The organism is Streptomyces sp. NPDC088725 (assembly GCF_044751305.1).
Lineage (GTDB): Bacteria > Actinomycetota > Actinomycetes > Streptomycetales > Streptomycetaceae > Streptomyces.
This window is the reverse complement of record NZ_JBIVLO010000004.1, coordinates 20,414-45,210: the sequence shown is the minus strand read 5'-3', so window position 1 is coordinate 45,210 and position 24,797 is coordinate 20,414. Positions and strand designations below refer to the sequence as shown.

Annotated in this window: 18 protein-coding genes and 3 pseudogenes; 13 read left to right on the top strand and 8 right to left on the bottom strand. The window is 70.6% G+C overall.

The window, feature by feature from the left end; genetic code table 11:
- Positions 1-43 precede the first annotated feature (43 nt).
- The 4 genes from ACIP6N_RS10410 to ACIP6N_RS10395 all read right to left on the bottom strand — a co-directional run bounded on the left by ACIP6N_RS10410 (position 44) and on the right by ACIP6N_RS10395 (position 6,871).
- Positions 44-2,974, bottom strand: a complete 2,931-nt coding sequence (locus ACIP6N_RS10410; protein WP_401814488.1) for a hypothetical protein — start codon at positions 2,972-2,974, stop codon at positions 44-46.
- 2 nt (positions 2,975-2,976) lie between these two features.
- Positions 2,977-4,824 (bottom strand): HSP90 family protein, encoded by a 1,848-nt coding sequence (locus ACIP6N_RS10405; RefSeq protein WP_401814486.1) that lies wholly within the window; start codon positions 4,822-4,824, stop codon positions 2,977-2,979.
- A gap of 57 nt (positions 4,825-4,881) precedes the next feature.
- On the bottom strand, positions 4,882-5,865 hold the full coding sequence (locus ACIP6N_RS10400; RefSeq protein ID WP_401814485.1) for a hypothetical protein: 984 nt from the start codon (positions 5,863-5,865) through the stop codon (positions 4,882-4,884).
- A gap of 790 nt (positions 5,866-6,655) precedes the next feature.
- On the bottom strand, positions 6,656-6,871 hold the full coding sequence (locus ACIP6N_RS10395) for a DUF6243 family protein (protein ID WP_066943173.1): 216 nt from the start codon (positions 6,869-6,871) through the stop codon (positions 6,656-6,658).
- A gap of 652 nt (positions 6,872-7,523) precedes the next feature.
- Here ACIP6N_RS10395 and ACIP6N_RS10390 point away from each other — a divergent pair.
- The 3 genes and pseudogenes from ACIP6N_RS10390 to ACIP6N_RS10380 form a co-directional block, all read left to right on the top strand.
- A pseudogene (locus ACIP6N_RS10390) lies at positions 7,524-8,148 on the top strand (DEAD/DEAH box helicase).
- A gap of 80 nt (positions 8,149-8,228) precedes the next feature.
- Positions 8,229-8,567: a thioredoxin family protein gene (locus tag ACIP6N_RS10385; RefSeq protein ID WP_401814483.1), complete on the top strand. Its 339-nt coding sequence runs from the start codon at positions 8,229-8,231 to the stop codon at positions 8,565-8,567.
- 144 nt (positions 8,568-8,711) lie between these two features.
- Positions 8,712-8,936, top strand: a pseudogene (locus tag ACIP6N_RS10380) (site-specific integrase); the annotation flags it as partial.
- A 96-nt stretch (positions 8,937-9,032) separates the two neighbouring features.
- Here ACIP6N_RS10380 and ACIP6N_RS10375 read toward each other — a convergent pair.
- From ACIP6N_RS10375 to ACIP6N_RS10365, 3 genes are all read right to left on the bottom strand, one after another.
- Positions 9,033-9,416: a hypothetical protein gene (locus ACIP6N_RS10375; protein ID WP_401814482.1), complete on the bottom strand. Its 384-nt coding sequence runs from the start codon at positions 9,414-9,416 to the stop codon at positions 9,033-9,035.
- A 20-nt stretch (positions 9,417-9,436) separates the two neighbouring features.
- Entirely contained in the window at positions 9,437-10,831 is a 1,395-nt protein-coding gene (locus ACIP6N_RS10370) for a hypothetical protein (protein WP_401814480.1), read from the bottom strand.
- Between the two features lie 1,188 nt (positions 10,832-12,019).
- Positions 12,020-12,235, bottom strand: coding sequence for a DUF6243 family protein (locus ACIP6N_RS10365; RefSeq protein ID WP_401814479.1), 216 nt, complete (start codon positions 12,233-12,235; stop codon positions 12,020-12,022).
- A gap of 499 nt (positions 12,236-12,734) precedes the next feature.
- Here ACIP6N_RS10365 and ACIP6N_RS10360 point away from each other — a divergent pair.
- Positions 12,735-13,522, top strand: a pseudogene (locus ACIP6N_RS10360) (DEAD/DEAH box helicase).
- A gap of 80 nt (positions 13,523-13,602) precedes the next feature.
- Positions 13,603-13,941 (top strand): thioredoxin family protein, encoded by a 339-nt coding sequence (locus tag ACIP6N_RS10355; protein WP_401814478.1) that lies wholly within the window; start codon positions 13,603-13,605, stop codon positions 13,939-13,941.
- 277 nt (positions 13,942-14,218) lie between these two features.
- Here the strand turns inward: ACIP6N_RS10355 and ACIP6N_RS10350 are convergent, their stop codons facing one another.
- Positions 14,219-14,473, bottom strand: coding sequence for a hypothetical protein (locus ACIP6N_RS10350; protein WP_401814476.1), 255 nt, complete (start codon positions 14,471-14,473; stop codon positions 14,219-14,221).
- A gap of 42 nt (positions 14,474-14,515) precedes the next feature.
- Here ACIP6N_RS10350 and ACIP6N_RS10345 point away from each other — a divergent pair, with 42 nt between their 5' ends.
- The 8 genes from ACIP6N_RS10345 to ACIP6N_RS10310 all read left to right on the top strand — a co-directional run bounded on the left by ACIP6N_RS10345 (position 14,516) and on the right by ACIP6N_RS10310 (position 24,790).
- Positions 14,516-15,067: a hypothetical protein gene (locus ACIP6N_RS10345; protein WP_401814475.1), complete on the top strand. Its 552-nt coding sequence runs from the start codon at positions 14,516-14,518 to the stop codon at positions 15,065-15,067.
- 321 nt (positions 15,068-15,388) lie between these two features.
- Complete coding sequence (locus ACIP6N_RS10340; RefSeq protein ID WP_401814474.1) at positions 15,389-15,760, top strand: hypothetical protein; 372 nt, start codon at positions 15,389-15,391, stop codon at positions 15,758-15,760.
- Between the two features lie 153 nt (positions 15,761-15,913).
- Positions 15,914-17,269, top strand: coding sequence for a type VII secretion integral membrane protein EccD (gene eccD / locus ACIP6N_RS10335; RefSeq protein ID WP_401814473.1), 1,356 nt, complete (start codon positions 15,914-15,916; stop codon positions 17,267-17,269).
- A 75-nt stretch (positions 17,270-17,344) separates the two neighbouring features.
- Positions 17,345-18,532 carry a MinD/ParA family protein gene (locus tag ACIP6N_RS10330; protein ID WP_401814472.1) on the top strand — a complete coding sequence of 396 codons (1,188 nt, stop codon included), beginning with the start codon at positions 17,345-17,347 and terminating at the stop codon, positions 18,530-18,532.
- A 22-nt stretch (positions 18,533-18,554) separates the two neighbouring features.
- Positions 18,555-22,529 carry a type VII secretion protein EccCa gene (eccCa, locus tag ACIP6N_RS10325; protein WP_401814471.1) on the top strand — a complete coding sequence of 1,325 codons (3,975 nt, stop codon included), beginning with the start codon at positions 18,555-18,557 and terminating at the stop codon, positions 22,527-22,529.
- A gap of 35 nt (positions 22,530-22,564) precedes the next feature.
- Complete coding sequence (locus ACIP6N_RS10320; protein WP_401814470.1) at positions 22,565-23,983, top strand: DUF6177 family protein; 1,419 nt, start codon at positions 22,565-22,567, stop codon at positions 23,981-23,983.
- A gap of 119 nt (positions 23,984-24,102) precedes the next feature.
- Positions 24,103-24,435 (top strand): hypothetical protein, encoded by a 333-nt coding sequence (locus tag ACIP6N_RS10315; RefSeq protein ID WP_401814468.1) that lies wholly within the window; start codon positions 24,103-24,105, stop codon positions 24,433-24,435.
- A gap of 43 nt (positions 24,436-24,478) precedes the next feature.
- Entirely contained in the window at positions 24,479-24,790 is a 312-nt protein-coding gene (locus ACIP6N_RS10310) for a pore-forming ESAT-6 family protein (RefSeq protein WP_401814466.1), read from the top strand.
- Positions 24,791-24,797: the final 7 nt, after the last annotated feature.

Genomic DNA, 24,797 nt, shown 5'->3' with positions numbered 1-24,797 from the left:
CGAGTGCGGGGCAGGCGGTTGCCCCGCACCGGGAGCCGTCACGTCACTCCTCGTCGCGCAGCCGGGCCGCCAAGGAGGTCAGCGGCTCGGACTCCCCGGTGTGGCCCAGGGCGGTCAGGTGGGAGACCGCCGCGTCGAGGCGGGTGAGGGCGGGGGCGGGGCGTTCCAGGTAGATGCCCTCCACGGCGCCGGCGAGACGGACGCACTCGGCCCACTCGTCGGCGCGGTCCCCCTCCGCCGGCTCGCCGAGCAGGGCGAGGGCCCTTTCCAGGGCGGCGAGGGCGGCCTCGTACTCACCGGCGTAGGCATTGACCCGCCCGTGTTCGTAGGCCAGAGCGGTCTCCAGCGAGCGGCCTCTGGGCTTGTACCCGGCGGCGCGGGCCTCGTCGGCGATCCGGCCGGCTTCGGCGAGGTGGGCGAGGGCGTCGGCCAGACCGTCGGGGCCCTGGTGCTGGGCCTGGAGGCGGGCGAGTTCACGCAGGCAGTCGCTGAGCTGCTCGTAGCGCGGGGCCCGGGCGTGGGCGGCGAGTGCCTGGTCCGCGGCCTCGCGGGCCCGGCCGAACTCGCCGGACTCGCCGAGGAGCGCGGCCGTCTCCGCGGCGATCATGGCGTGGCTCCCCGGGTCGTCGTCCCAGCCGGCCGACTCGGCCGCGAGGGCGACGAATTCCGCCGTGGCAGCCCTGAGGTCCTCCCCCGCGTGCAGCGCGCGAGCGCGGGTCAGGCGCAACTGGGCCACGAGCCGGTCGTCCAGCTCTCCCGCGGTGACGGCAGGGTCGGCCAGGAGGGAGTCGAGCAGAGCGATGCAGTCCTCGAAGCGCCCCAGGTCGAGGCTGAGTTGGGCCGCGTTGCTGTAGGTGCAGAACGCGTCTGTCCGGCTGCCGTGACGAAGGTCCAGCTCGGCCGAGCGCGTCAGGTGCCGCAGTGCCTCGTCGGGGCGGCCCAGGTGCATGCATGCCCCGGCCAGCTCACCGTGGAGGCGGGCGGCGTCGACCACGTCGGCCGACCAGCCGGCAGCCAGTCGCAGGGCCTCGGCCAGGTCCGCGTGGGCCGCCTGCGCGTCCTGGAGGCCGAGTTGGATGCGGCCACGCAGTGCGAGCGTGCGGGGCAGATGCCAGGCGGGGCCGTGCGCCTCCAGCGCTTCGATGAGGGCGTCGATCTCGGTGGTCGCGGCCGGCAGGTCACCGGAGACGGCGTACGTACTGGCCCGCAGAAGCCGGGCGCCGGAGATCTGCCCGACGATCTCGTGCCGGGTGGCGAACGCGTGCAGCAGGTCCACTTCGGCGAAGGCCGACGCGACGTGCTCCTCGCTCCTCGAGGCCTGCAGGCGCAGGCCGAGCGCGGTCGCCCGCAGCCGCAGCAGGCGAGACTCCTGGTACGGGGTGAGCCCGGGGGTCTCCTCGTGCAGGCGGACCACGGACGCGTGGGCGGCGGTCAGCGCGGCGGCCTTCGCCTCGGCTCCGTCGGCGCCCTCGGCGGGGATTTCGGCGGCGGCGAGCAGGGCGGCGGCACGGGCGAGCGCGGCGTGACCCGGCGCTCCGGCGTCGTCGTACAGGCCTGCCGCCTCCTCGTGGAGGGCGGCGGCGTCGGCGAACTCGTCCTTCTCACCGGCCCGGCTCGCCTCGTCGTACAGCAGGTCCGCGCGCAGTCGTACGAGCGTGCCCACGGCCGGGTCGTCGGGGTGGGCGTAGTCGCGCGCGGCGACGAGCGTGCGCAGCCGCACCCAGCAGGCACGGGCGTCCGGGTGCCCCTGTTCGTCCAACACCCTTGCCCGGACGATGAGTTCCGGAAGCGACTCAGGAACGGCGGCGGCTGCGGGGGCGGCGGGCACAGCAGCCGGCGCGACCGCGGCCACGTTGTCGAGGCTGCGGGTGCGCAGGGTCAGCTCCAGCGCGTCCCGGAGCGGGGCACGGTCGAGGCGCGCCCTGCGCCGGTCGGTGTGGGCCGTGGTTCCGTTGCGGGCGTCGAAGCGGGCGGCGAGGTCGTCGGCGCGGCCCCGCACCTCGGCGCGCAGGCCGGACACCGTCCAGGTGCGACCCGCGTATCCGGCGGCGGGCAGCTGGCCATGGCCGAGGAGTTCGACGCGCCGGAGGAGGACCTCCACGCCGGTGCAGAAGTCGAACAGGTCCAGCGTCGAGTCCACCTCGTCGAACAGGCTCCGGTTCTCGGCGAGCAGTTCCAGGCCGCGTGCCTCGTTGCCGGTCAGCGCGCAGAACTCCAGGTGCCGGCCGACCTCCCCGGACATGGAGGGGTTGCGGCGGCAGCCGCGATAACCGGCGAGGTGCAGTTCGCGGGCCCGGTCGGTGCGACCGGTGCGCAGCAAGGGCAACAACGCGTACGAGACGGAGCGGACCGGCTCCTCCTGGCAGGACTCCTTCCCGGCCAGGACGGGTTCCCAGGTGCGCAGCGCCCGCTCGTCGTCGCCTGCCGCGAGGTGGTACAGGGCGCGCTCGCAGATCTCGCAGGCCTCGCAGTCGCTGAGTGGGGTGCGGGTGCGTCCCGCCCACAGCTCGTAGGCGAGGGTGGTGTCATCGCCGAGGTGAGCGGCGAGCTGGTACGCCTGCCCGTAGTAGGGCTGAAGGCCGAAACCGGCCTTCTCGTACCGGTCGCCCATCTCCGTGAGCCACTGACGCAGGCTGGTCAGCGGTATCTCGGGCAGCGCGCGCAGGGCGTTGGCCACCCATTTGAACCGCCAGAACAGCAGGTGGCGCAGGCGCTCGTCGAAGACATCGGGCTGCTCGTCGAAGAGCGTGAGCAGGCGGGCGAAGACGACGGGCGACTTCCGGGGTTCGGAGCCGTAGGTGTACGCCTCCTGGAGTTCGAAGAGGGCGTCGACGAGCGGTACAGGCTCGGTGAACAGCTCGGCTGCCTCGACGAGTTCCTCGGCGGCGATGGTGCGGGCGCGGCCGTAGGGGCGCCGGTCGTTCTCCTGAAGAGCCTGGTACAGCTCGTCGGTGGTCTGGGGTGCGGTCGGCATCGTCACCTGTCCTTGCGGAGAGCGTGGGCGAGAAGGTCGAGGAAAGAGCGGTTGATGAGGCTCGATTCGGCGGGCCTGAGCGGGCGCCGGGACAGCAGCGCGGCCTGCCCGTAGAGGGCTTCGGCGCTGGTGCGGGCCAGTTCGGGCGCATCGATGGCGATCGCGGTGCGGACCAGCGGGTTGAGCTGGTTGAGGATCAGCTGGGCCCGCGGGGCCTCTTGGCGCAGCGCGCCGAGGATGTCGCCCCACAGGCCGCCCTCCTGCTCACGGGCGAGCTGGGAGCGGGTGCGCTCGTGCCGGGCGTCGCGGCTGTCGACGAGGAGGGCGGGGGCGGAGGCGGGCTGGAAGGTGCGCAGCGCGACATCGCAGTCGAAGACGGCGAGGGCGTCGCGGGCCAGGGCGAGATAGGCCGCCGCGGTCAGTTCCGTCTCGCGGTCGACGGGGTCGAGGTGGGCGGTGAGGGTCGCCGGGTCGAGGTCGGCGACGCTGATCCCGGGCCTGATCTCCGGCAGCCGGTGGACCAGTTCACGGTCGTAGGTGTAGCCGCCGTTGACGACGCCGAGCCCGGCGGCCGAGGCGATCGCCGCGACCTGCCGGAACTCCTCCACGCTCGACGTCACGAGCACCGTGCGGTGGGTGCGCGCGAACTCGTCGAGGTTGGTGTGCCCGTCGGTGGTCTCGAACGGCAGCCAGGGCAGCAGCATCCGCAGAATCTCGTCGTCGTGCACCGCGAGCGACTTCACGGCCAGGTGGTGGACCTGGAGGAAGCGGGCGAGCAGGTCCGGTTCACTGGCGGCGGCCCGGGCGATCCACGCGCGAAGCCGCTCGGCGAGGGTGTCGCGGACGGCAGCGAGGGTGTCGTCCTCGTACAGGGACTCGCGGGACGCGGTCGGGCGCAGACTCTCGGCGTCGACCACGCAGCGGACGAAGAACGCCCACTCGGGCAGAATCTCCGCGGCCTGCTCGGACAGCAGCATGCCCTTGACATGCACGCGATGGCCGAGGCGTCGCCCGGCAGGCACCGCCTCGGGCAGCACGCACGCGATGCCCTTCAGGCCGACGGCCGGCAGGTCCAGATCGATGGTGTCCAGCGGCGTGAACCCGAAGACCTCCTCGCCGTACGCGGCCAGCGCGCGGGAACGCGTCCCCGGCGTGGGGTAGGTACGCGCCCAGGGAGCGGGGTCAGGGTTGACGGATGCGCCCGGGCCGCCCGTGCCGTCGTCGAAGGTCACCGGGTGACGCAGCAGGGAGCCGAAGTGCCTTGCCAGCGAATGCACTTGCGCCGGCCGGGTCCACTCGTCCGCGTCGGCGCGCGGCGTCAGTGTGACGGTGGTACCGGGCCGGTGGCGGGCGGCGGCGGGCAGGGTACGGATGGTGTAGCTGCCGTCGCCGCGTCCCCGCCACTCCACGGCGGGTGCGTCGGGAGTACGGGCAGAGCGGCTCATGACGTGGATCTCGTCGGCGACCAGGAAGCAGGAGAGCAGGCCGATTCCGAACTGGCCGATGAAGTCGCCGCGTTGCTCCGCGATCCGTTCGGCGCGCTTGCTGCTGCGGCCGATCGTGGCGAGGAAGGCGTGCACGTCGTCCGCGGTGAGACCGACGCCGTCGTCCTCGACGCGTACCACAGAACCGTCGGCGTACAGGCGGATGCCGAAGGCGTCGGAGGGGGCGGTCGGTTCGAGGCCGCGCCGGGCGGTCAGCGCGTCCACCGCGTTCTGCAGAAGTTCCCGCAGGTAGACGCGAGGGCTGGAGTAGAGGTGGTGGGAGAGGAGATCGACAAGGCCGCGCAGATCCACCTGGAAGGTGTGGTCGGCGTCGGCCGTGTTCGCGGTGGTGTCGGGCAGAGTCATGGGCAGTCCGGAGTGCGAGGGTCGACAGGTGCGGCGGAACGGCGTTCGGCGTACGGCTCAGACACGGCTGCGGCGGGCGAACTGCTCCTCGGGCTCCGCGAAGTAGTTCCAGGGCCAGCGCGAGTAGGCACCGTCGAGCGCCTTGAAGACGCGCCGGACCGTGTGACGCTCGTCGGCCAGCGACAGGGCCATGGCGAACACGTTGAAGTCGTGCTGCCAGCCCGGCTGCCGCACGTAAGCGGGGTGCAGGATGCTGTGGTCGGCCGCGGCCCGCAACTCGGCCTGAATCTCCGGGGTTTCGAGGCAGTCTCCGCTGTCCGACTCCACCCATTCATCGATGTGCGCCAGGGCGATCACGCAGCCGAGCCGGTGCCCCTGCGGGGCGCGGGCGAGCGCGTCGCGGGCGAACGCCAGGGCCTGGCCCGGCTCGCCGCCCCAGCGGGGCTGCAACTGCGCCACCCAGTCGATGTGGGTCTCCAGGTCCAGCGGGTCGCGGCGCAGCGCGGCGTCGAGCCGGGTCTCGTTGACGGCGAGGCCCAGCGACATGCCGCGGCCGGAGGTGAGAAGGCGCCGCCACGGCGTCACCCACTCCGGCCGCAACTCGGCGGCCTCGAACAACTGCTCCTCGGCGATGTGCAGCCGCTCGTGAAAGACCCGCCACTGCTCCTGCGTGACGTACTTGGCGCGCTTGGCGGTGCGCGCCTCCCAGCCCCATGCGACGTGGCGGGCCCCGGATATCAGCAGGGCCGTCGCCCGGTGCTCCTTGTCCTCCTCGACGGCCCGGCCGATCCATTCCTCCACGCCGGACCAGTCGGCGAGCTGATCCAGGACGTGATGGTCGCGGCCGAGATCGAAGGGCGCCAGCCCCGCCTTGACGGCCTGCCAGTCACCCGCGTCTGCCGACTCCACCAGCGCGAGCACCCGCTTGTCCCCGAGGGCGCGCAGCCGGTACATCCCGTTCTTCCCCCTGCGTGGGACGGGAAGGGCGTGCGGATCCGCAGCCGTTCTCTCCCCACCCCTACCAAACAGCCTGTCGAACATGCCGCGTCCTCCCCTGAACCGCGTGATCGTCGGTGCAGCATAGGCGGCACCACCGACATCGGCTCCACAGGGTATTCACGAGTGCTTCACGAGCCCGGTCCTGGCTCCGCTCTCTGTCCCTCTCCCGTTCTCCGCCGATGCCTTTGCGAACTCCGGCTGGTCATCGGGCTCTCGGGGCCTTGGCGGCCGAGCGTGAGGAGGAGCGGGGCGCGGTGCGGCGGCGCAGGGTGTGGCTGCCCTCGGCACGCTTCGAAGCGGTTCGGCGTCGACCGTGGCAGCGCTTGGCGCGGCGGGAATCGCACCCGGCCGTACTGCCCGGGGGCTGCCACAACAACTGGGCGTCCCCGCATCCGTGTTCCTGGTAGCCGCGGCCTGCCAGAGCGCCGCCTTCCCCCTCTGGGTGCGCTGTCGTTCCTCTGTCCGCTGCTGGTTGCCGGGAAGTGCCAGCCAAGTCGGCTCACGCGAACCTGCGCACAGTGAGGCCGGTCTCCAGCGCTGTGCTCGCGTCGGAGCAGGGAGGCTCTATGACGTTGCACCAGTCGCGCCAAGCCGTGGCTGGGTCTTCGTCGTGGAGCGGGTGACGAGAATCAACTCGCTCTCTGAGCTTGGGAATCACCCAGCACTGCGTCCGCTTGCCCGCATCTGACCTGGGGAAACGTTGGTGTTCGGCCGAGAGCTGACCGGGAGCGGCCGCATTCGGTACGGCCGCAGACCCCCGGTGCGGCAGCGAGGCCCGGACCGTGCGTCGCGGCCCTGGCCCTGCCCCGTGCCGCCCTGCGACAGTGGTGCGTCAGCTCTGTGCGGTGTCGTCGCCGGTCTGCCCGGCGCCCTCGGCCGCGCCGGCCTTCTCGCGGATCTTGCGCACCAGCTCCGCCTTCCGGTCGGCGGCGCCCTTGCGGTCGAGGTTGCGGTGCGGGCCATTGTTCTGCCGTTCGGCGCGGGACAGCCTCTTGCGCTGGCCGCCGCCCATGCCCACAGGGTTGTTGATGTTCTTGCTCACGGTCATAGGTACTCCCGGAATGATGTGAAGTGATCTGCGGATTCATCGGTGGGGGGACGGACGCGGCGACGTCGAGGGACGTCAGCAGGGGCCCATCACGCTCTCACTCGTAAATCGGCGTCCTGCCCTTCGGCCGAGTATGCGCCGTGCGCGGACATGCTGGTCACGTATCAGTGCAAGCGCGAGACACCGATCCTGCATTCCCCGATCGCCCGCGCCCCGACCGTGCCCGCCATGGTCTCCAGCCGCGGGGCAATCGCGTCCGGCGCCCGGCCACCTACGGCAGGAACTCTTGTACCGCTCGGCAAGGGCATCCCGGATGTCGAGGGGCTTACCGGCCTTCGGCGCGTGACCATCCCCCGGGGCGGGTGCCCGGCCGGGCCACGCGACGGCTGGCGCGAGGCCCGCGCTGGTAAAATCGGCTCACGCTTGCAGAGAGCTTGGGCCCGTGCCGGACAAGGTACGGGCCCAGGTCCGCTCAGGGCGCCGAAACGAGGAACCCCCAATGAAGGCGAAGCAGCCGGCCTCCGGTCGCTCCGGACCTGGCAGGTCGGACCAGGGGAGGGCCCCGCGGGGCGAGCTCTCGGTGTCGGGGACACCGGCGCCCGGCCTTCCGCCGGCCGGGTCCTTCGCGGAGCTGGAACTGCCGGTCGAGCTGATGGGGGTGCTGGCGAGGCTCGGGATACGGGAGCCTTTCCCGATCCAGGCGGCCACCCTGCCGAGCGCGCCGGCCGGCCCAGATGTCCTCGGCCGTGCGCGGACCGGCTCGGGAAAGACCCTCGCCTTCGGGCTTGCGCTCCTCGCACGTACGGCGGGCCGGCGCGCCGAACCGAAGCGCCCTCTCGCGCTGGTCCCGGTGCCGACCAGGGAACTCGCGCAGCAGGTGAGCGAGGCGCTGGCTCCCACGCGGAGGCGCTCGGGCTACGCTCGGTGACTATCCGCCCTCCGACCCCAAGGACTACCTCCACCGCGGCGGCCGGCCCGCGCGTGCCGGTGAGTCCGGCAGCACGGTCACGCCTTGCCAGCGCCGGTACGTGAACCGGATGATGTCGGACGCCGGGATCCGGCCCACGGTCGCGCAGATTCACTCCGGCGAGGAGAGGCTGACCAGCATCACAGGCGCGAAGCGCCCGCCGGTGCAGGACGGGGCGTAGACCGGCAACGCGGCGTTCCGGGGGCTGGGTACCCGCGCGGGCCGCCCGCCGAAGGAATCCCGCAAGGCCGCGGAGGCGCGCACGATGGCGGAGGCCCGCAAAGCCGCCCGAGCGCGCAGGGCCCACTGACGGGCGGTACGGCCGCCGCGGTCGGGAAACAGAAGGAGGCACCCACTGCCTCGCATCGAGTGGAGCGTCAAGGAGTGCCGATGGTGAACAGAGTCCAACAACCCCATGAGGAAGCCGAGTTCGAGTTCATCCTGGCGAGGGCGGACGTGCCGGTGTTCGCGTACTTCCACGGTGTGTGGCCCAAGGCCGCGGCCGCATGCAAGGAAATGGATCCCCTGGTGCGGGAGGTGGCCGACACCTACGAGGGCCGACTGATCGTCGTGCGGGCCGACATCGCAAGGTGCCCCGGCCCCGTACGGCGGTACGGCGTCACCGGCGCGCCCTCCTTCGTGCTGATCGATCGGGGCGAGCCGGTGGCGGCCGGGAGCGGTCCGATGTCCAGGACCGCGCTCGGGGAGTTCCTGGACGCCCACCTGTGAGCAGGCCGCATACCGGCCGGCGAGGTTGTGCCCGCAGCGACCGGGCCGGGCACCATCGTGGCCCCAGATGTACGGAAGAGCCGTATCGCAGGCCCCTAGTCCTACTGTCTCCTCAGGGCCATCATGGAGACGGCGACCGATGACGAGCTGATCCGCTTCTACGACCTGCGCCACACCCTGTCCCCCCAGTCCGGTGCCACGCTCAAGGACACGATCGTCCGCGCCGGCCAGTCCTCGGAGAAGGCAGCGTTGATCTGCCAGCAGCCCGACGGCGAGCAGCAGCGGGAGGTGGCGGCAGGCATCGACGCCTTGGTCCAGGAGGGACGTCGGAAGACGGCGGGAACCCGCTCAGCCGCCCGAGAGAAATAGGCGGACGTGGGCAGGGTCGACCCCGCTCTGCCCACGTCGGCCGTGGTCTTCGGATCCGGCCGGCTGTCTCGTTCCAAGAACGGGCGAGCCGGTGCCTCAGCTGAGGAGCGCCTCGATCGCGCTTCTGAGTGTTGCGGTGAGCGAGGCCAGGGACGCAGCAGAACCGATGGCGAGGCCCAGCGTTTCCAGGGTCTCGGTGAGACGGCGCCCGCCGTCCGGTGTGGGCTCGCGCAACTCCTCGTCGATCCTCGCGACGGCCTTGCGGCAACTGTCGATGCTGTACACCTCGTCAGCGTGCGCATCGAGCGCGGCCGCCAGTTCAGCGAGGCTGTTCTGCGCGGCCAATAGCCGGGGGTCGTTCGCTGCCGCGCCCGAGACTTGGACCTGGCGCATATCGCCGCCTACTTTGCCGGTGTTGACCTGGTTGCCGCTGCCGGTGATGTGGGTCCCACCGCCGGAATTTGCTCGTCCAATTCTCATGATCAACCTGCCTTCTTGGTTCAGTTCGCCGGACCGCCAGGTGTGTGGCCTTGTTGCATGCCGCCGGCCATGTTGCCGGTGTTGACCTGGTTGTTGTCGCCGCTGATGAAGTTCTGGGTGATGGCGATGGCCTGGCGCTTGAACTCGCCAGTCGCCAGACCGTGGTCCGCAAGAAAGGCGCTCACCGTGCTGAACATGCGCGATTGCAGGATCGACACGTAGCGCTGGACGTCCTCGGTCTGGTGCATGTCCTCAGTTGCCACTCGACTGCAGTGCTCTCTCAGGCTCACCGGCAGGCCGTCGTGTTTCTGGCGCACAGCGGCAGCGGCCATGGTGACTGTTGCCAATAGGCCGAGGCTGCGTCCGACAGCGATGTAGGCCCGTGCAGCGAGCGCTACGGTGTCGCCACATGCGTGGAGCGGTGTTTCGGCCAGCTTCCGGGCGAGGTCCCAGCCCTTGGCGGGGGCCATGTTTGCCGAGGGAAGCAGCGGCGCCAAGACATGCGGACGGGTGACGAAGTGCAGGGTGTTGCCTTCAAGTGCGGCGTGCGCAAACACGGTGACGACGATCTGGCCATCCCAGGCGACGACTTGCGCGGCGAGGTACCTGCGGGAGAAGTGACCGGTGGGCGCGTCCCGGGCTTCGGTACACATCTCGGTAGCCTCTGGCCACTCGGACTTACCGCCCCCTCCACTGTTCTGGCTCAAACTCTTCCATCGCCCCTCGGGAACCCCAAGGAACTCCGCGACGTCGCAGTTCGGCAGGGCATGGGTCTCGATGAGAGCTCCACGAAGCTCTTCCAACTCGTCCCGTACCTTGTCGAGCAGCTCGTCCGCCTCGAACTTCTGGCTCCCTTCGAGGCCGGCGATATCAAAAGGCGCCAATGGCCGGTTGTCCTCGTCGTCCTCGTCGGTGCGGGACGTGGTGAGCTGGATACGAGTGGCGCCGCTCGCCCGCGAGTCGAGCCCGGCTCCGACGAAACGGTGCACCCCACCTTCCTTGCGATATGCGATGCTCTGCCACTGCTCGGTGACCTTGCAGCCGTCGATTCGCTTTGCCGCGAACGGTGCTGCGAAGGGACGCTCGGCGATATTCACGCGGCTGGGACGCAGCGACTGCAGGTAGGCGTGGCACGCCCAGCGATCCAGCAGGTACACCGCGGTGATAGCGATCAATAGGTGCGGCGCGACAAGGAGCCCGTCCAATGCCGCATCGCGCAGCACCGACAGGCGTGGTCTGACGAGAGTCCAGAGGCCGAACAGCGCGGCGGCTAGCAGCGCAGCGGGTAGCAGTGCGCTGAAACCCCACCGCCCGATCACCTGGCCAGGGCGGCCTACGGAAAACTGCCACAGCAGAACGGTGACGACGAGCGCGGCCAAACCTTGCAGATGAGCGGCCCCCAGCCAGAGCAGCATCGCTATCAACAAAGCGCCCCGAAGTCTGCGCTGTCGTCGTGCGGCAACGCTGTGCGTGAGCACAGGTGTCAGCCCGAATCCGAAGGACGGTACTGGACGCTTTCGCGCGTACAGAACGTTCGTCAGGGCCCACTGTGCGAGGGACTCGCCGGTGTATTCATCCAGAGAACGAATGGGGCGTTGGGGCCGTCCCTGGATCTTGTCCTGCCATCGTCCGAGCCAGTCCCGTGCCTGCCCAATCCGGTTGACTCGCTCATGTACGGAACCGGCCATTCCTCGGATCACCGAGTTCGTCCTTGGCACCATGTCCCGATGGGCGTACTCACTTCGGGTGACGCCTCGTCCGGCGACGTAGGCGATCGGCCTCCCAGTCGCGCTGTCGACCGGTACTTCCGGTGCGGCTTCCTGCTCCTGCGGCCCGGGGCCATTCGGGCTGGCCCCGGCGGGCGCCGCGGCCCTCCATGACATCAGTGGCATCCGTCACCTCCCCCGAGGAAGCTGCTTGTGAGGTCCCACCCTGTGTCACGTCGTGCTGACTCCACTGGGAAATGACGGTGTCTGGCTCAGAAGTGCCCTCGCGTCGGCCGACACGCTATGAACCCGCCGTGTCTTGAACATCGGGCGGAGGGCATGCTCTTCGCCCGATGTCGCGCCAGCCTGGCGGGTGACTCAAGTCACCACGTTCTGCCGGGGCTCGTCCTCCCGTAGCGGCCCGAGCCGTCACACAAGTGCACCGAGGTGCTGACTCCGCCGGCAGATGGGGCACGCGGAGGGCACGGCGGCCCCGAAATGGTCCAGGCAACAAGAAAGGCCCCGGTCGATGACCTGAGCCTTAGTCGTGGAGCGGGTGACGAGAATCGAACTCGCGCTCTGAGCTTGGGAATCACCCAGTACTGCCTAAGCTTGCCCGCCTCTGACCTGGGGAAACGCGTCCCTGGGAGCGGGCCGCAGTGGCCTCGTTCGGGCTCCTGCTGACCGCTGTTCACCGTCCTGACTGGCACGTAGTGGCACGCCCACCTCGGGTGGCGGCTGAGATGCTGGTGGTCGGCCGAGAGCTGGGCGGGAGCGGCCGCGTTCGGTACGGCCGCAGACCCCCGGTGCGGCCGCAGACCCCGGGGGCGGCAGCGGGGCCCGGACCGTGCGTCGCGGCCCTGGCCCTGCCCCGTGCCGCCCTGCGACAGTGGTGCGTCAGCTCTGTGCGGTATCGTCGCCCGTCTGCTCGGCGCCCTCGGCCGCGCCTGCCTTCTCGCGGATCTTGCGCACCAGCTCCGCCTTTCGGTCAGCGGCGCCCTTGCGGTCGAGGTTGCGGTGCGGGCCATTGTTCTGCCGTTCGGCGCGGGACAGCCTCTTGCGCTGGCCGCCGCCCATGCCCACAGGGTTGTTGATGTTCTTGCTCACGGTCATGGGTACTCCCGGAATGATGTGAAGTGATCTGCGGATTCATCGGTGGGGGACGGGCGCGGCGACGTCGAGGGACGTCAGCAGGGGCCCATCACGCTCTCACTCGTAAATCGGCGTCCTGGCCTTCGGCCGAGTATGCGCCGTGCACGGACATGCTGGTCACGTATCAGTGCAAGCGCGAGACATCGATCCCGAACTCACCGATCGCCCGCGCCCCGACCGTTCTAGCCACGGTCTCCAGCCGCGGGCCCCTCGCGTCCGGCGCCCGGCCACCTTACGGCAGGAACCCTTGTACCGCTCGGCAGGAGCATCCCGGATGCCGAGGGGCTTACCGGCCTTCAGCGCGTGACGATCCCCCGGGGCGGGTGCCCGGCCGGGCCGCGCGACGGCTGGCGCGAGGCCCGCGCTGGTAAGATCGGGCCACGCTTGCAGAGAGCTTGGGCCCGTGCCGGACAAGGTACGGGCCCAGGTCCGTTCAGGGCGCCGAAACGAGGTACCCCCAATGAAGGCGAAGCAGCCGGCCTCCGGTCGCTCCGGACCTGGCAGGTCCGACCGGGGGAGGGCCCCGCGGGGCGAGTTCTCGGTGCCGGGGACACCGGCGCCCGGCCTTCCGCCGGCCGGGTCCTTCGCGGAGCTGGAACTGCCGGTCGAGCTGATGGGGGTGCCGGCGGGGCTCGGGATGCAGGAGCCATTCCCGATCCAGGCGGCCACCCTGCCGAGTGCGCCGGCCGGCCGGGACGTCCTCGGCCGTGCGCGGACCGGCTCGGGAAAGACCCTCGCCTTCGGGCTTGCGCTCCTCGCACGTACGGCGGGTCGGCGCGCCGAACCGAAGCGCCCTCTCGCGCTGGTCCTGGTGCCGACAAGGGAACTCGCGCAGCAGGTGAGCGAGGCGCTGGCTCCCTGCGCGGAGGCGCTCGGGCTACGCTCGGTGACTATCCGCCCTCCGACCCCAAGGACTACCTCCACCGCGGCGGACGCACCGCGCGTGCCGGGGAGTCCGGCAGCGTGGTCACGCTGGTCATGCCCGGCCAGCGCCGGGACGTGAACCGGATGATGTCGGACGCCGGGATCCGGCCCACGGTCGCTCAGGTTCGCTCCGGCGAGGAGAGGCTGACCAGCATCACAGGCGCGAAGCGCCCGCCGGTGCAGGACGGGGCGAAGACCGGCAACGCGGCGTTCCGGGGGCTGGGTACCCGCGCGGGCCGCCCGCCGAAGGAATCCCGCAAGGCCGCGGAGGCGCGCACAATGGCGGAGGCCCGCAAAGCCGCCCGAGCGCGCAAGGCCCACTGACGGGCGGTACGGACGTCAGTGGGCGGAGACACAAGGAGGCACCCACTGCCTCGCATCGAGTGGAACGTCAAGGAGTGCCGATGGCAAACAGGGTCCAACAACCCCATGAGGAAGCAGAGTTCGAGTTCATCCTGGCGAGGGTGGACGTGCCGGTGCTCGCGTACTTCCACGGGGTGTGGCCCAAGGCCGCGGCAGCATGCAAGGAAATGGATCCCCTGGTGCGGGAGGTGGCCGACGCCTACGAGGGCCGACTGATCGTCGTGCGGGCCGACATCGCAAGGTGCCCCGGCCCCGTACGGCGCTACGGCGTCACCGGCGCGCCCTCTTTCGTGCTGATCGATCGGGGCGAGCCGGTGGCGGACAGGAGCGGTCCGATGTCCAGGACAGCGCTCGGGGAGTTCCTGGACGCCCACCTGTGAGCAGGCCGCATATGTCGGTGGCTCAGCCGCCCCCGTGATCACGGAAGGGCGGCGTCCAGCTCTCTCGAATCAGGACCTCGCCACGATTCAACCGACATCAGGAGTTCACGTTCAGTAGCGGACGGGCCTGAATGGCCGCGACTTCCGGGTGCTGATGTTCGGCGCCGGTACTTGGTGCGGGGAGCATCCGTATCTGTACCCGCAGGAGAAACGGTGATTTCAGACGTCCGAGCCGCTGCGCGTCGAGGATCAAGGCCTCTACGGCTCTGTTGGCTGGTCATGGGCGGCCCTGGTTCTGATCGCCGTCGAGGACGGCTGCGAGGTCATCGAAAAGCCCAACGAAATCCACGGCCGGCATCTCCGCCACGAAATCCTGGCCCGCGCCCCTGGGGTGCTTGGTCAGGTGTTCCCCACGCCGGAACCGCAGCGTGATCACGAAGCGGCCCCGGCCGCGCAAGAGGTGGGCCGTCACGTTGTCGGTCGGGGCCCCGATCCAGGACCCGGAACCGGCGACGGACCTTGTTCTCGGCATGGGTCTCCTCGGCATCTCCGGCACGGAGCATGAGACTGCGGTGTGTTGCCTCAGGAGACAGGCCGCCGAACGGTAGCGGAGAGCCCTGGCCAGAGCGAAGCCGGCCGACAGATCGAGCTCAGCGGGGCGGAACTGCCGGACGAAGGGGAGGAATGCCCGCGCGAACTCGGCCTGCCTGAGGGCTTCCGCTTCCACGGCCTCCGCCACACCGGGAACACCGTCGTCACCCAGTCGGGCGGCACGCCGAAGGACGCCATGGTCCGCGCCGGCCAGTCCTCGGGAAAGGCGGCCCTGATCTACCAACACTCGACGCTGGAGCGGCAGAAGGAGGTCGTGGCCGGGCTCGACGCCCGCGTGCGCGGGGGAGAACGGCATGACGTGGCCGACGAGGCAAGTGGTGCGGAAGGGCTGCGCCGGGCCCGAATGAAGATTCGGCAGGTATCCGAGACTCGCGTCGTTGCACCAATTGGCCGCCGGATGTGGTGCACAAGTGGTGCGTGGTCCCCGAATTGGACTAGACAACAAACAACTCCCAAGTCGTTGACCTGGGGGTTTGTCGTGGAGCGGGTGACGAGAATCGAACTCGCGCTCTGAGCTTGGGAATCCCCTGGCTCCAGGCTGCCGAGACCCCTCTGAATCGCAGAAACGGCGATCTGACAACGCTTTCGAGTTACCTTGCCCTCGCCGTTCGAGACCGCTGTTCACCGCTCCGACTGGCACGATGTGGCACGGTGCGGCGGGTCCACACCTCCTGGTTCGGCCCGGCCGATGGTGAGGGCCTGGCGGCCACGGCTGTGTCAGCTGGAGGGGGCCGTGACCCGGACCGCGACGCGCGGAGTCCCCAGAGGGGTGCCCGAACGGGACGGATGTTCTATGTTGCACAGGTAAAAACACGGGGGAGGCGACGGACGACACATGGCACGGGACTACGACAGTCAGCTGCTGGAGTCGGTGGCGGTACGCCGTCGCAGGATGCGCGACGCGCTGCTTTTCGGGGCGGGGCGGGCACGACGCACTGCGGACGAACGGCTCGGGAAAGTGTTCGCGGGGATGGCCATCGCGGCCGTCCTGTGCGCGGGATGCGTCGGATGGTCCTTCATCCAGGCCACGTTGGCGAAGCAGAAGGCCGAACAGCAACAACAGAATCAGCAACAACAGGGCTTCGTGCAGCCGTCGGTGACTCCGACCCCCTCGCAGGTGTCGGCCCCGTCGAAGACGGCGTCCAAGGCGGCGTCCGGGCATCCCTCCAGGCCCGCGTTCGGGCCGCCGTCCACGACACCCTCGTAGGCCGGGAACCGGCCAGGTCGGCACACTCCGTCGAAGTCCCCTGCCCGTCCGAGGCCCGCACGTCGCCGTCAGCGACGAAGTCGCCCAGGCCGACCCATTCGTAGAAACCTTGACCCTGAAGGGCCGCAACGCCGCGATGATAGGTTCCCGCAAGTGGTGAGCACAGCAACGACTTCCCGAGCGCAACTGTCCCGGGTGACCCTGGTCGGCGAGCGACGCCGGGCCGACATGGTCCTCCCCTCGGACACCCCCATAGGGCAGCTGCTTCCGGACATCCTGCAGTTGCTCGACGACCGTGCCGCATCGCGGCCCATGACACGCCAGTTGGTGACGTCGGACGGTTCGGCGCTGCCGCAGGACAGCACGCTGGCCGGCGCCGGCATAGCCGACGGCGCGGTCCTGCGGCTGGTCAGGACCCACTCCGCACCGCCCGCCCCCGTCGTTCACGATGTCGTCGACCTGGTGGCCGACGATCTCGACCTCCAGGCCTGGCGCTGGCGCCCCGCAGCCCGCAGGGGCAGCGCGGGAGTGGCGACCGTCGCCTTCGCGGTGACCGCCGCGCTGCTCGCCCGCCGCGAGTTCGCACTCGACGCCCTGGCCGGCGCCCTGCTCGTTGTCACCGTCCTCCTGCTCGCCGCCGGCGCCCTCGGGGCCCGCGTCGGGAACGGAAACCGGGGCCTTGCCACGGCTCTCCTGCTCGCGTCCGGAGGACTCGGCATCCTCACCGCGTGGACGGCCGCCGACGCCTACCAGTGGGCGGGGATCGCACGACTGGCAGCCGTCGCGGCCTCGCTCGTCCTGACCTTCGTCATGCTCGGGTGGTTCTCCCCGCTCGGTCGCGGCGGATTCATGGGCGCCGCCGCCATCGCCACGATCACCGCCGCGTGGGAGGTGGTCGCATCCGTTCAGGACGACCCGGCCCGACTCGGCGCGGTCATGGCCATGTTCTCCGTTCTCCTGCTCGGCCTGCTGCCCCGGCTCGCGCTGATGGCCTCGGGGCTGACAGCGCTCGACGACCGGCGCTCCGGCGGTACCTCCGTGAGCCGGCACCAGGTGGGCAACGCGCTCGCCGCCACGCACCGGGGCCTTGCCCTCGCCACGATCGCCACGGCCGTCTCCGCCGTGGCGGCCGGCTGGTTGCTGACGCTGACCGGTGAGCCGAGCGTGTGGACCGTGGTGTTGCCGTCGCTCGTCGCCGTGGTGCTCCTGTCGAGGGCGCGGGCCTTCCCGCTGGTCGCGGAGGTCGTGGCGCTGATCGCCGCGGCGGGGTTGCTTCTCGTACGCCTCGTGATGCTGTGGATCGGACACAGCGGCGGCGCGGGAGCCCTCGTGGTGTTGTGCGTGGCCGCCCTGCTGCCGCTGCTCGGGCTCGCGATGCAGCCGCCGGACCACGTACAGGTACGGCTGCGGCGCATGGCCGACTTCGTCGAGTCCGTCGGGGTGGTGGGGTTGTTCCCGCTGGCCGTCGGGGTGTTCGGTATCTACGGGCAGTTGCTCGACAAATTCTGAGGTCCACGCGCAGGTGCTCCGCGCGGGGCGGACAGGCCGGAAGAGCAGACAGGCCGGAAGAAGAGGGCAGGGGACATGTCAAACGCAGACAACTGGCAGGGTGACGTCCTGCGGGACCTGAGGGGCGGCGGCCGGCAGCCGGCCCCGCAGGACGGGCCCGGGTCCGCCGGGCAGGGAGCTACCCCGCCCGTGCCCGCCGGCCCGGGTCAGGATCCCGCGCTGCCCGTCGCCCCACAGGTCCCGGACCCGCACCCCGCTTCCCAGGTCCCGTCTGCCGCCCGACAGCCGCAGAGCCATGCCCCGGCAAACGGCCCCGTCCGCGCCGCCGCCCGGACGACCCGTACCCCTGACTCCCGCCCCGCGGTCGATCCGAGCCTCGCCGGAGCGAGTCGCAAGCCCCGCAACGGCGAACCTTTCACGGCCCGGGCCGCCCGCGCGATCTGGCGAACCGTATCCTCATCCGTCGCCCGCGAGGTTGCCGAGGTCTCCCGCATCGCCGAATCGCTCCAACAGCCGGTGACCACCGGCCGTCAGATCGCCGTCACCTCCATCCGCGGCGGCGCGGGCAAGTCCACCGTCGCGGCCCTGCTGGGCACCACGTACGCCCACTACCGCCAGGACCCCGTCCTCTTCGTCGAGGCCGACCCCGCCCTCGGCTCACTGCCCATCCGTCTCGGTGCCGAGTCACTGCGCTGGACCACCGGGGACGTCGCCGACATCGTCCAACCGCAGATGTCGCTGCTCGACATCACCGGCTACCTTGTCCAGCTCCGCGACATGGCCTGGCTGCTGCCCGGCAGCCAAGGCCAGATCGGCGCCATGCTGGACTTCCGCTCCTACGAACGCGTCATGGTCGCCCTGCGTCGCTATTTCGGCGTCACGGTCGTCGACTGCGAGACACTCCCCGCGGAAGTGGCCCGCGTCGCACTGACCGCCTCTCAGGCCTGCGTCCTGACCACCCCCGCGACCCTCGACGGCGTCGCCAGCACACACGCGGTGCTCCAGTGGATGCAGGGCCTGCCCCCACACGTGATCGGCGGCACCGTCGTGGTCCTCACCGAGCAGGCCCCACACTCGGGCATCGACACCGACGAGGCGGTGCGCACGCTCCGGTCCATCGGGACGAGCGTCCATGTCCTGCCGTACGACCGCCACCTCGCGGACGGCGGCGCGATCCGCACCGACCTGCTCGCCCAGGCAACCAGGACGGCCGCCACCCGCATCGCGGCGGACGCGTTCCAGCTTTCCCAGAAGCGCCACTGACGGACGACGACGGACGACGAAGATGAGCACCCGACTGATCCACCGCCCGGCCCGGACGGTCAGGCCGCCCGCCGCCACCGAGGCGCGCGTCATAGAGGCACCGCCGAATCTGCCCGAGGGCAAGGCGGGCAACATCGCGATGTCGCTGCTGCCCGTGGCCGGTGTCATGTCGTCCGTCGTGATGATGACGGTCGTCCGCAACAGCCAGTTCGCCGGCCTCGGCGCACTCATCCTCGTCGTCACCGTCATCGGTTCCGTCGGACTCGTCTTCTCCCAGCGCGGCAAGGCCCAGCGCACCCGCCGGACCCAGCGCGAGGCGTATCTCGCCTACCTGGAGGACCTCCGCGAGGAACTCGCCACCGAGGAACGCGAACGAGGGGAGCGCGCCGGCGTGCTCAACCCGCCGCCCCACGCGCTCTACGACATCGTGCGCGACCCGGCCCGGCTGTGGGAGCGCCGCCGTGTCGACGCCGACTTCCTGCGCGTGCGAGTCGGAACCGGCGAGATGCCCGTACGCGACCTGCGGATCGCGGACCAGGGCTCCACCGTCCTCACCCCGCCCGACCTCTTCATGCTCAACGAGGCCTCGGCCCTGACCACCCGGTTCCGCGACGGCACCGAACTCCCTCTCACCGTCCCCCTCGACCGCGTCGGCAACGTCTCCGTCATCGGTCCCCGCGAGGACTGCCTGCGCGTCGCCCGCGCCCTGATGGTGCAGACCGCCGCCGCCCACGCACCCGACGACGTCGCCATCGCCCTGGCCGTGCCCGGCGACCGGCTCGACGACTGGGAATGGGCCAAGTGGATGCCCCATCTGCTCGACACCGAGCAGCTCGACGGCCCCGTCGCCGCCCGCCGGATCGCCCCCTCGGCGGCGCAGCTCGCCCGCCGACTCGGCCCCGAACTGCGCCGTCGTGCTTCCTACGCCGCCGAAGTCCGTCGTGGCCTGTCCGGCAAGGACGCCCTGTCAATGACCTCCCGGCTGCTCGTCGTCGCCGACGGACACGGTGAGGACGCCGTCGAGCTGCCGCGCCCGGACGAGGCCGTCGGCCTGCGCGAGATGGGCGTCACCGTCCTGCACCTGCTCGACCAGCGGATCCAAGAGCCCGGCCACGTCGGCGTACGGATCACCGTCGAGGGAGACCGGGTCCTCATCGAGGACCTGCGCCAGGAAGAGCCGATCAGCGCCCACGGCACAGTGGACGAGGTCGGCATCCCCTTCGCCGAGGGCCTGGCTCGGATGCTCGCGCCGCTGCGGCTGTCCGCCGAGTCCCTGATCGACGCCCCGCTGTCCGGACCCGTCGACTTCGCCGACCTGCTCGGCATCGACGACGTGGCCCGCCTCGACCTCGACCGACTGTGGGCGCCGCGCGGCGAGCGCGCCTTCCTGCGCGTGCCCATCGGAGTCAGCGACTCCCGCGAGCCGGTCCTGCTCGACCTGAAGGAGTCCTCCGAGCTGGGCATGGGCCCGCACGGGCTGTGCGTCGGCGCCACCGGCTCCGGCAAGTCCGAACTGCTGCGCACCCTCGTGCTCGCCCTGGTCGCCACGCATCCGCCGGAGGACCTCGCGCTCGTCCTCATCGACTACAAGGGCGGCGCGACCTTCGCCCCGTTCGCGGATCTGCCGCATGTCGCCGGTGTCATCACCAACTTGGAGAACCAGGCCGGTCTCGTCGAGCGCGTCCACGCCTCCCTCGCGGGCGAGGTCAAGCGCCGCCAACAGGTCCTCAAGGAAGCGGGCAACGTCGCCGACATCGGCGACTACGCCGCGCTGCGCGCCGACCGGCGGCCCGACCTGGAGCCGCTGCCGCACCTGTTCGTCGTCATCGACGAGTTCGGCGAACTGCTCACCGCCAAGCCCGATTTCATCGACCTCTTCCTGTCCATCGGCCGGATCGGCCGTTCCATCGGCGTGCACCTGCTGCTGTCCAGCCAGCGTATCGAGGGAGGCAAGCTCAGGGGCCTGGACACCTATCTCTCCTATCGGTTGGGCCTGCGCACCTTCTCCGCCGACGAGTCCCGCACAGTCCTGGACACCACCGATGCCTTCCACCTCCCTCCGCTGCCCGGCTTCGGCTACCTCAAGGTCGACACCAGCCACTACGAGCGTTTCAAAGCGAGCTACGTGTCCGGCGGCTACCGCGGGCCCGCCCGACGGACCGAGGAGGAGGACACCGGTCCCCTCGCCCTGGAGTACAGGGCGTTCAACACCCTCGCCGACCTGGAGAACCAGGGGCCGCAGGAGCCCTCCGCCCGGCGCCGCGAGACCGGCCCCACCGAGATGGGCGTCATCGTCGGACAGTTGGAGCACGCCGCCGCGCCCGTGCGCAGGATTTGGCTGCCGCCGCTGCCCACCGCGATCGCGCTGGACACGGTCGCCGGCCCGCTGGACGTCGGCCCGCGCGGGATGCAACTCGCCAAGCGGCGCGGTCGGCTCACCGTGCCACTCGGCCTGCTCGACGACCCGACGAAGCAGTGGCAGGGCGAGTGGTACCTCGACCTGACCGTCGCGGGCGGCCACGCTGCCGTCATCGGCGGACCGCAGTCCGGCAAGACCACGCTGCTGCGCACCCTCGTCCTCTCTCTCGCACTGACCCACACCCCGCGCGAGGTCGGCGTCTACGGCCTCGACCTGGTCGGAGGAGGCCTCCAGGCTCTGTCCGGTCTGCCGCAGGTCGGCGGCATCGCCGGCCGTGCCGACCGCGAGCGCGCGGCCCGTACCGTCGAAGAGGTACGGAACATGCTCGCCACCCGCGAGGAGCTCTTCCGCGACCACGGCATCGACTCCGTCGAGCAGTTGCGCACCCTGCACGCCGCGGGCCGGCTGCCGCAACTGGCCTCGGCCGAGATCGTCCTCGTCATCGACGGCTTCGGCGCGCTGCGCGATGACTTCGAGGTACTCGACGACGCCGTCGTGGACATCCTCAAGCGCGGCGGCGGCTACGGCATCCACGTCGTCGCGGGCATGCTCCGCTGGAACGATGTCCGCATCGCCGCCCAGTCGAACTTCGGCACCCGGGTCGAGTTGCGCCTCAACGACCCCGGCGAGTCCAGCATCGAGCGCAAGCTGGCCGAGACGCTCTCGCCCGACGAGCCCGGCCGGGTCCTCACCGACGGGAAGCTGTTCGCACAGGTCGCGCTGCCTCGCACGGACGGCCTCGCCGACCAGGCCGAGCTGGGCGGCGTACTGGAACGCACGGCCCGCCAGGTACGCGCCACCTGGAGCGGAGAGGCCGCTCAGCCGGTACGGGTACTGCCGCACGTCGTGGAGCCGCACCTGCTGCCCGGACTCGCCGCCGAACCCCGCCGGGTACCGATCGGCCTCGACCAGACGGCACTGGCACCCGTACTGCTGGACCTCTTCGCCCATGACCAGCACCTGCTGGTCATGGGCGACAGCGAATGCGGCAAGACGAACCTGCTGAAGACCATCGCGGCCGGACTCATCGAGCGGTACGGCGAGGAGGAGCTGGTTTTCGCCATCATGGACCCGCGCCGCGCCCTGCGCGGAGCGATCCCCGAGGAGTTCAACGGGGGCTACGCGTACAACGCCAAGATGTGCGCGGGACTGGCCGCGGGCATCGCCACTGAGCTGGAACGGCGGATGCCCGACGGCAGCGTCCCCCTGGACGACCTGGAACCCGGCAGCTGGGGCGGCGGTCCCCGGATCGTGGTCCTCGTGGACGACTACGACGTACTCACCACCGCCGGGCAGTCGCCGCTCGCTCCTTTCCTGCCGTACATCCCGTCGGCGGTCGACATCGGTCTGCACTTCGTGCTGACCCGCCGAGTCGCCGGGGCCTCGCGCGGCATGTACGAGCCGCTGGTGCAGGGGCTGCGCGAATCGGGGGCCTCGGCCGTGGTGATGGCGGGCGACCGCGGCGAGGGCCAGCTCTTCCCCGGCGTGTACGCCTCGCAGCAGCCCGCCGGACGCGGTGTGTTCGTCCGGCGTGGGCAGACCAACCGCCTGATCCAGACCGTGTGCACGCCCGAGTGACGAAACCGCCAGACCACTAAGGACCGTACGACCCCATGACCAAGGACGTCATAGCCCTCACTCCGCGGATGCCCGACGCCTGGAGCGTGCTCGCGGGGCTGCTCTCCGGCGGTCCGGACAAGCTGGTGGACACCACTGGCGAGGGCGCCGTCGTACAGCTCTGTGACGCGCAGGGCCGGCCTCTGGTGGCCGTCGAGGCGCCCATGCTCGTACAGGTCCCCGGCGAGGCCGCGCGGCTGTTCGGGGCCGTGGAGCCACCGGTGCCGTTCTGGTGGACCGAGGCCCGCGCCACCACCGGCGTCGCGGAGGCCGAGCGGCTGGCGGGCACCTTCGCGGCCCGGGTCGCAGCGCTGACCGGCGGCACGGCCTGGCCACCGGAGGCCGCGCTCTCCGTGGCCGTGGTCCCGTCCGAGGACGTGGGTGTCGCCCCCGCACCGGCCGCCGCGCAACCCGCGGTGGACGTCCTGACGGACAAGGTCGCCGTAGTCATCATGGACCGGCCGGTGGTCGCGATGACGGCCTGGCTCTCGGATGCCTTCCGGGCCGCCGCCGCCTCGGAGCGCGGACTTCAGATCGTCAGCCCGGCGAGCAGCACCCTCACGCCCGCAGTACGCGACGCTCTGCCCGGCTGGCCCTCGCGCTGGGTCGTGCAGGACGAACGGGACGGCTACTACGACGGCCGATCGGGCGCCGTGCTGCGCTGGCAGGAGGGCATGTTCGCGACGGTCGTCCAGCCGGACGCGACCGAGGACGATCCGCGCACCCCGGTCGCGGCCTCGTTCCGGGAGTTCGCGGACACCGGCGAACGCCAACTGGCCGTCTCCTTCCGGACGGTCCACCCGGCCGACGAGCGGCTGGTACTCGGCGGCGCCCTGGAGACGGTCTGGCGAGAGCTCTCCGGCGAGGCACCGGTCGGCTGGGCGACCGCCGAACCCGCCAACCTGCCCTGGTCCCCGGCGCGGTTGACCGATGTCGCCCATGCGCGGTCGCCCGAGCCAAGTTGGTTCGTGGTCGTCGGGAGCCCGGCGCGGCCGGGCGTCGCCGGCGTCCGGGTGACCCGTACGAAGGCGGGCGTGGAGGAGGACGTCACGCTCGCCTTCGGCTACGGGGCCCACGAGGAACCGCCGTTGGACGCGCTGCCGCGGCTCGCGGAGGCGCTCGCCACCCGCCACCCCCTGCGCTCCATGCTCGTACAGCTCCGCAAAGCACGCCGTGACCTGGCGGTACCGGCCCGCTTCGAGGGCCCCGGTGTGCCGTTGGCGTTTGTCCTGGGCTCCGAGGAGGTCCGGGCGATGCCGGGCGACCGCGCACGGCGCACACCGCTGTCAGTGCGGCCGGTCACACTGGGACCGAAGACCCGCCCGGCGCTGTACTACCCGTTCCCGGGGGATCCTTCGGACCTTGCGGGATGGAGCGACTTCGAGCGGTTGGTGCGGCACCTGAAGGGCGAGTGACGGCAGGACCGCGGGTTTGTCAGGCCTTTGTCACAGCAACGTGGTTGCTGGTTGCACCAGCGATGTGAGTTGATAGAAATGAACATACTTGTGATCAACCGAGTGTGCGGGGGAGTGGGATGAAGTTCGACATGGGGACGCAGGTTCTGACGAGCCTGATGTCGGGGTCGCGGAACTCAAGTACTGACCTGGGAACGCTGATCCAGCAGTTGATCAACGCGGCGCAGCCCCTGGAGGGCAAGTTCAATGGCCAGGGCAAGGTCGCGTTCGACTCGTTCAAGTTGCGGTCGGACGGGATCACGAAGGAACTGAACGCCTCGCTGTCGGCCATCCTGGGCGGCCAGTCCGGCATGGAGCAGGCCTTCGGGACCGGCGACCAGGAGCAGGGCGACAACGCGCGCACGCAGATGGGCGCGGGCAACTTCGACGCGGCCCGGTTCTCCGGCCGCTGATCCTCTTCAGAACCTTTCAACCACACGGGGAGTGTGATGTGTGATGGCCGGTGACACGGACCGTCGGTCCTACGACATGGGTGCGTCGACCGAGGCGCAGGGCAACATCCAAGTGGTCATCGGCCAGTTGGAGCAGGTGATCGCGGCGCGCGAGGCGCAGGTGAGCGCGGCGATGTCGGACTTCGCGGCGGACGGTGTGGCGGACGATTACCACGCCAAGGAACTGCGTTGGAAGAACGCCTCGCAAGAGGTGAAGAACATCATCCGGCTGCTCAAGACGACGCTGGAGAAGAACGACGCGACGGCGCAGCAGACGCTGGCGCGCGCCAAGGCAGCAGTCGACAACATCGGCTGAGTGGGTT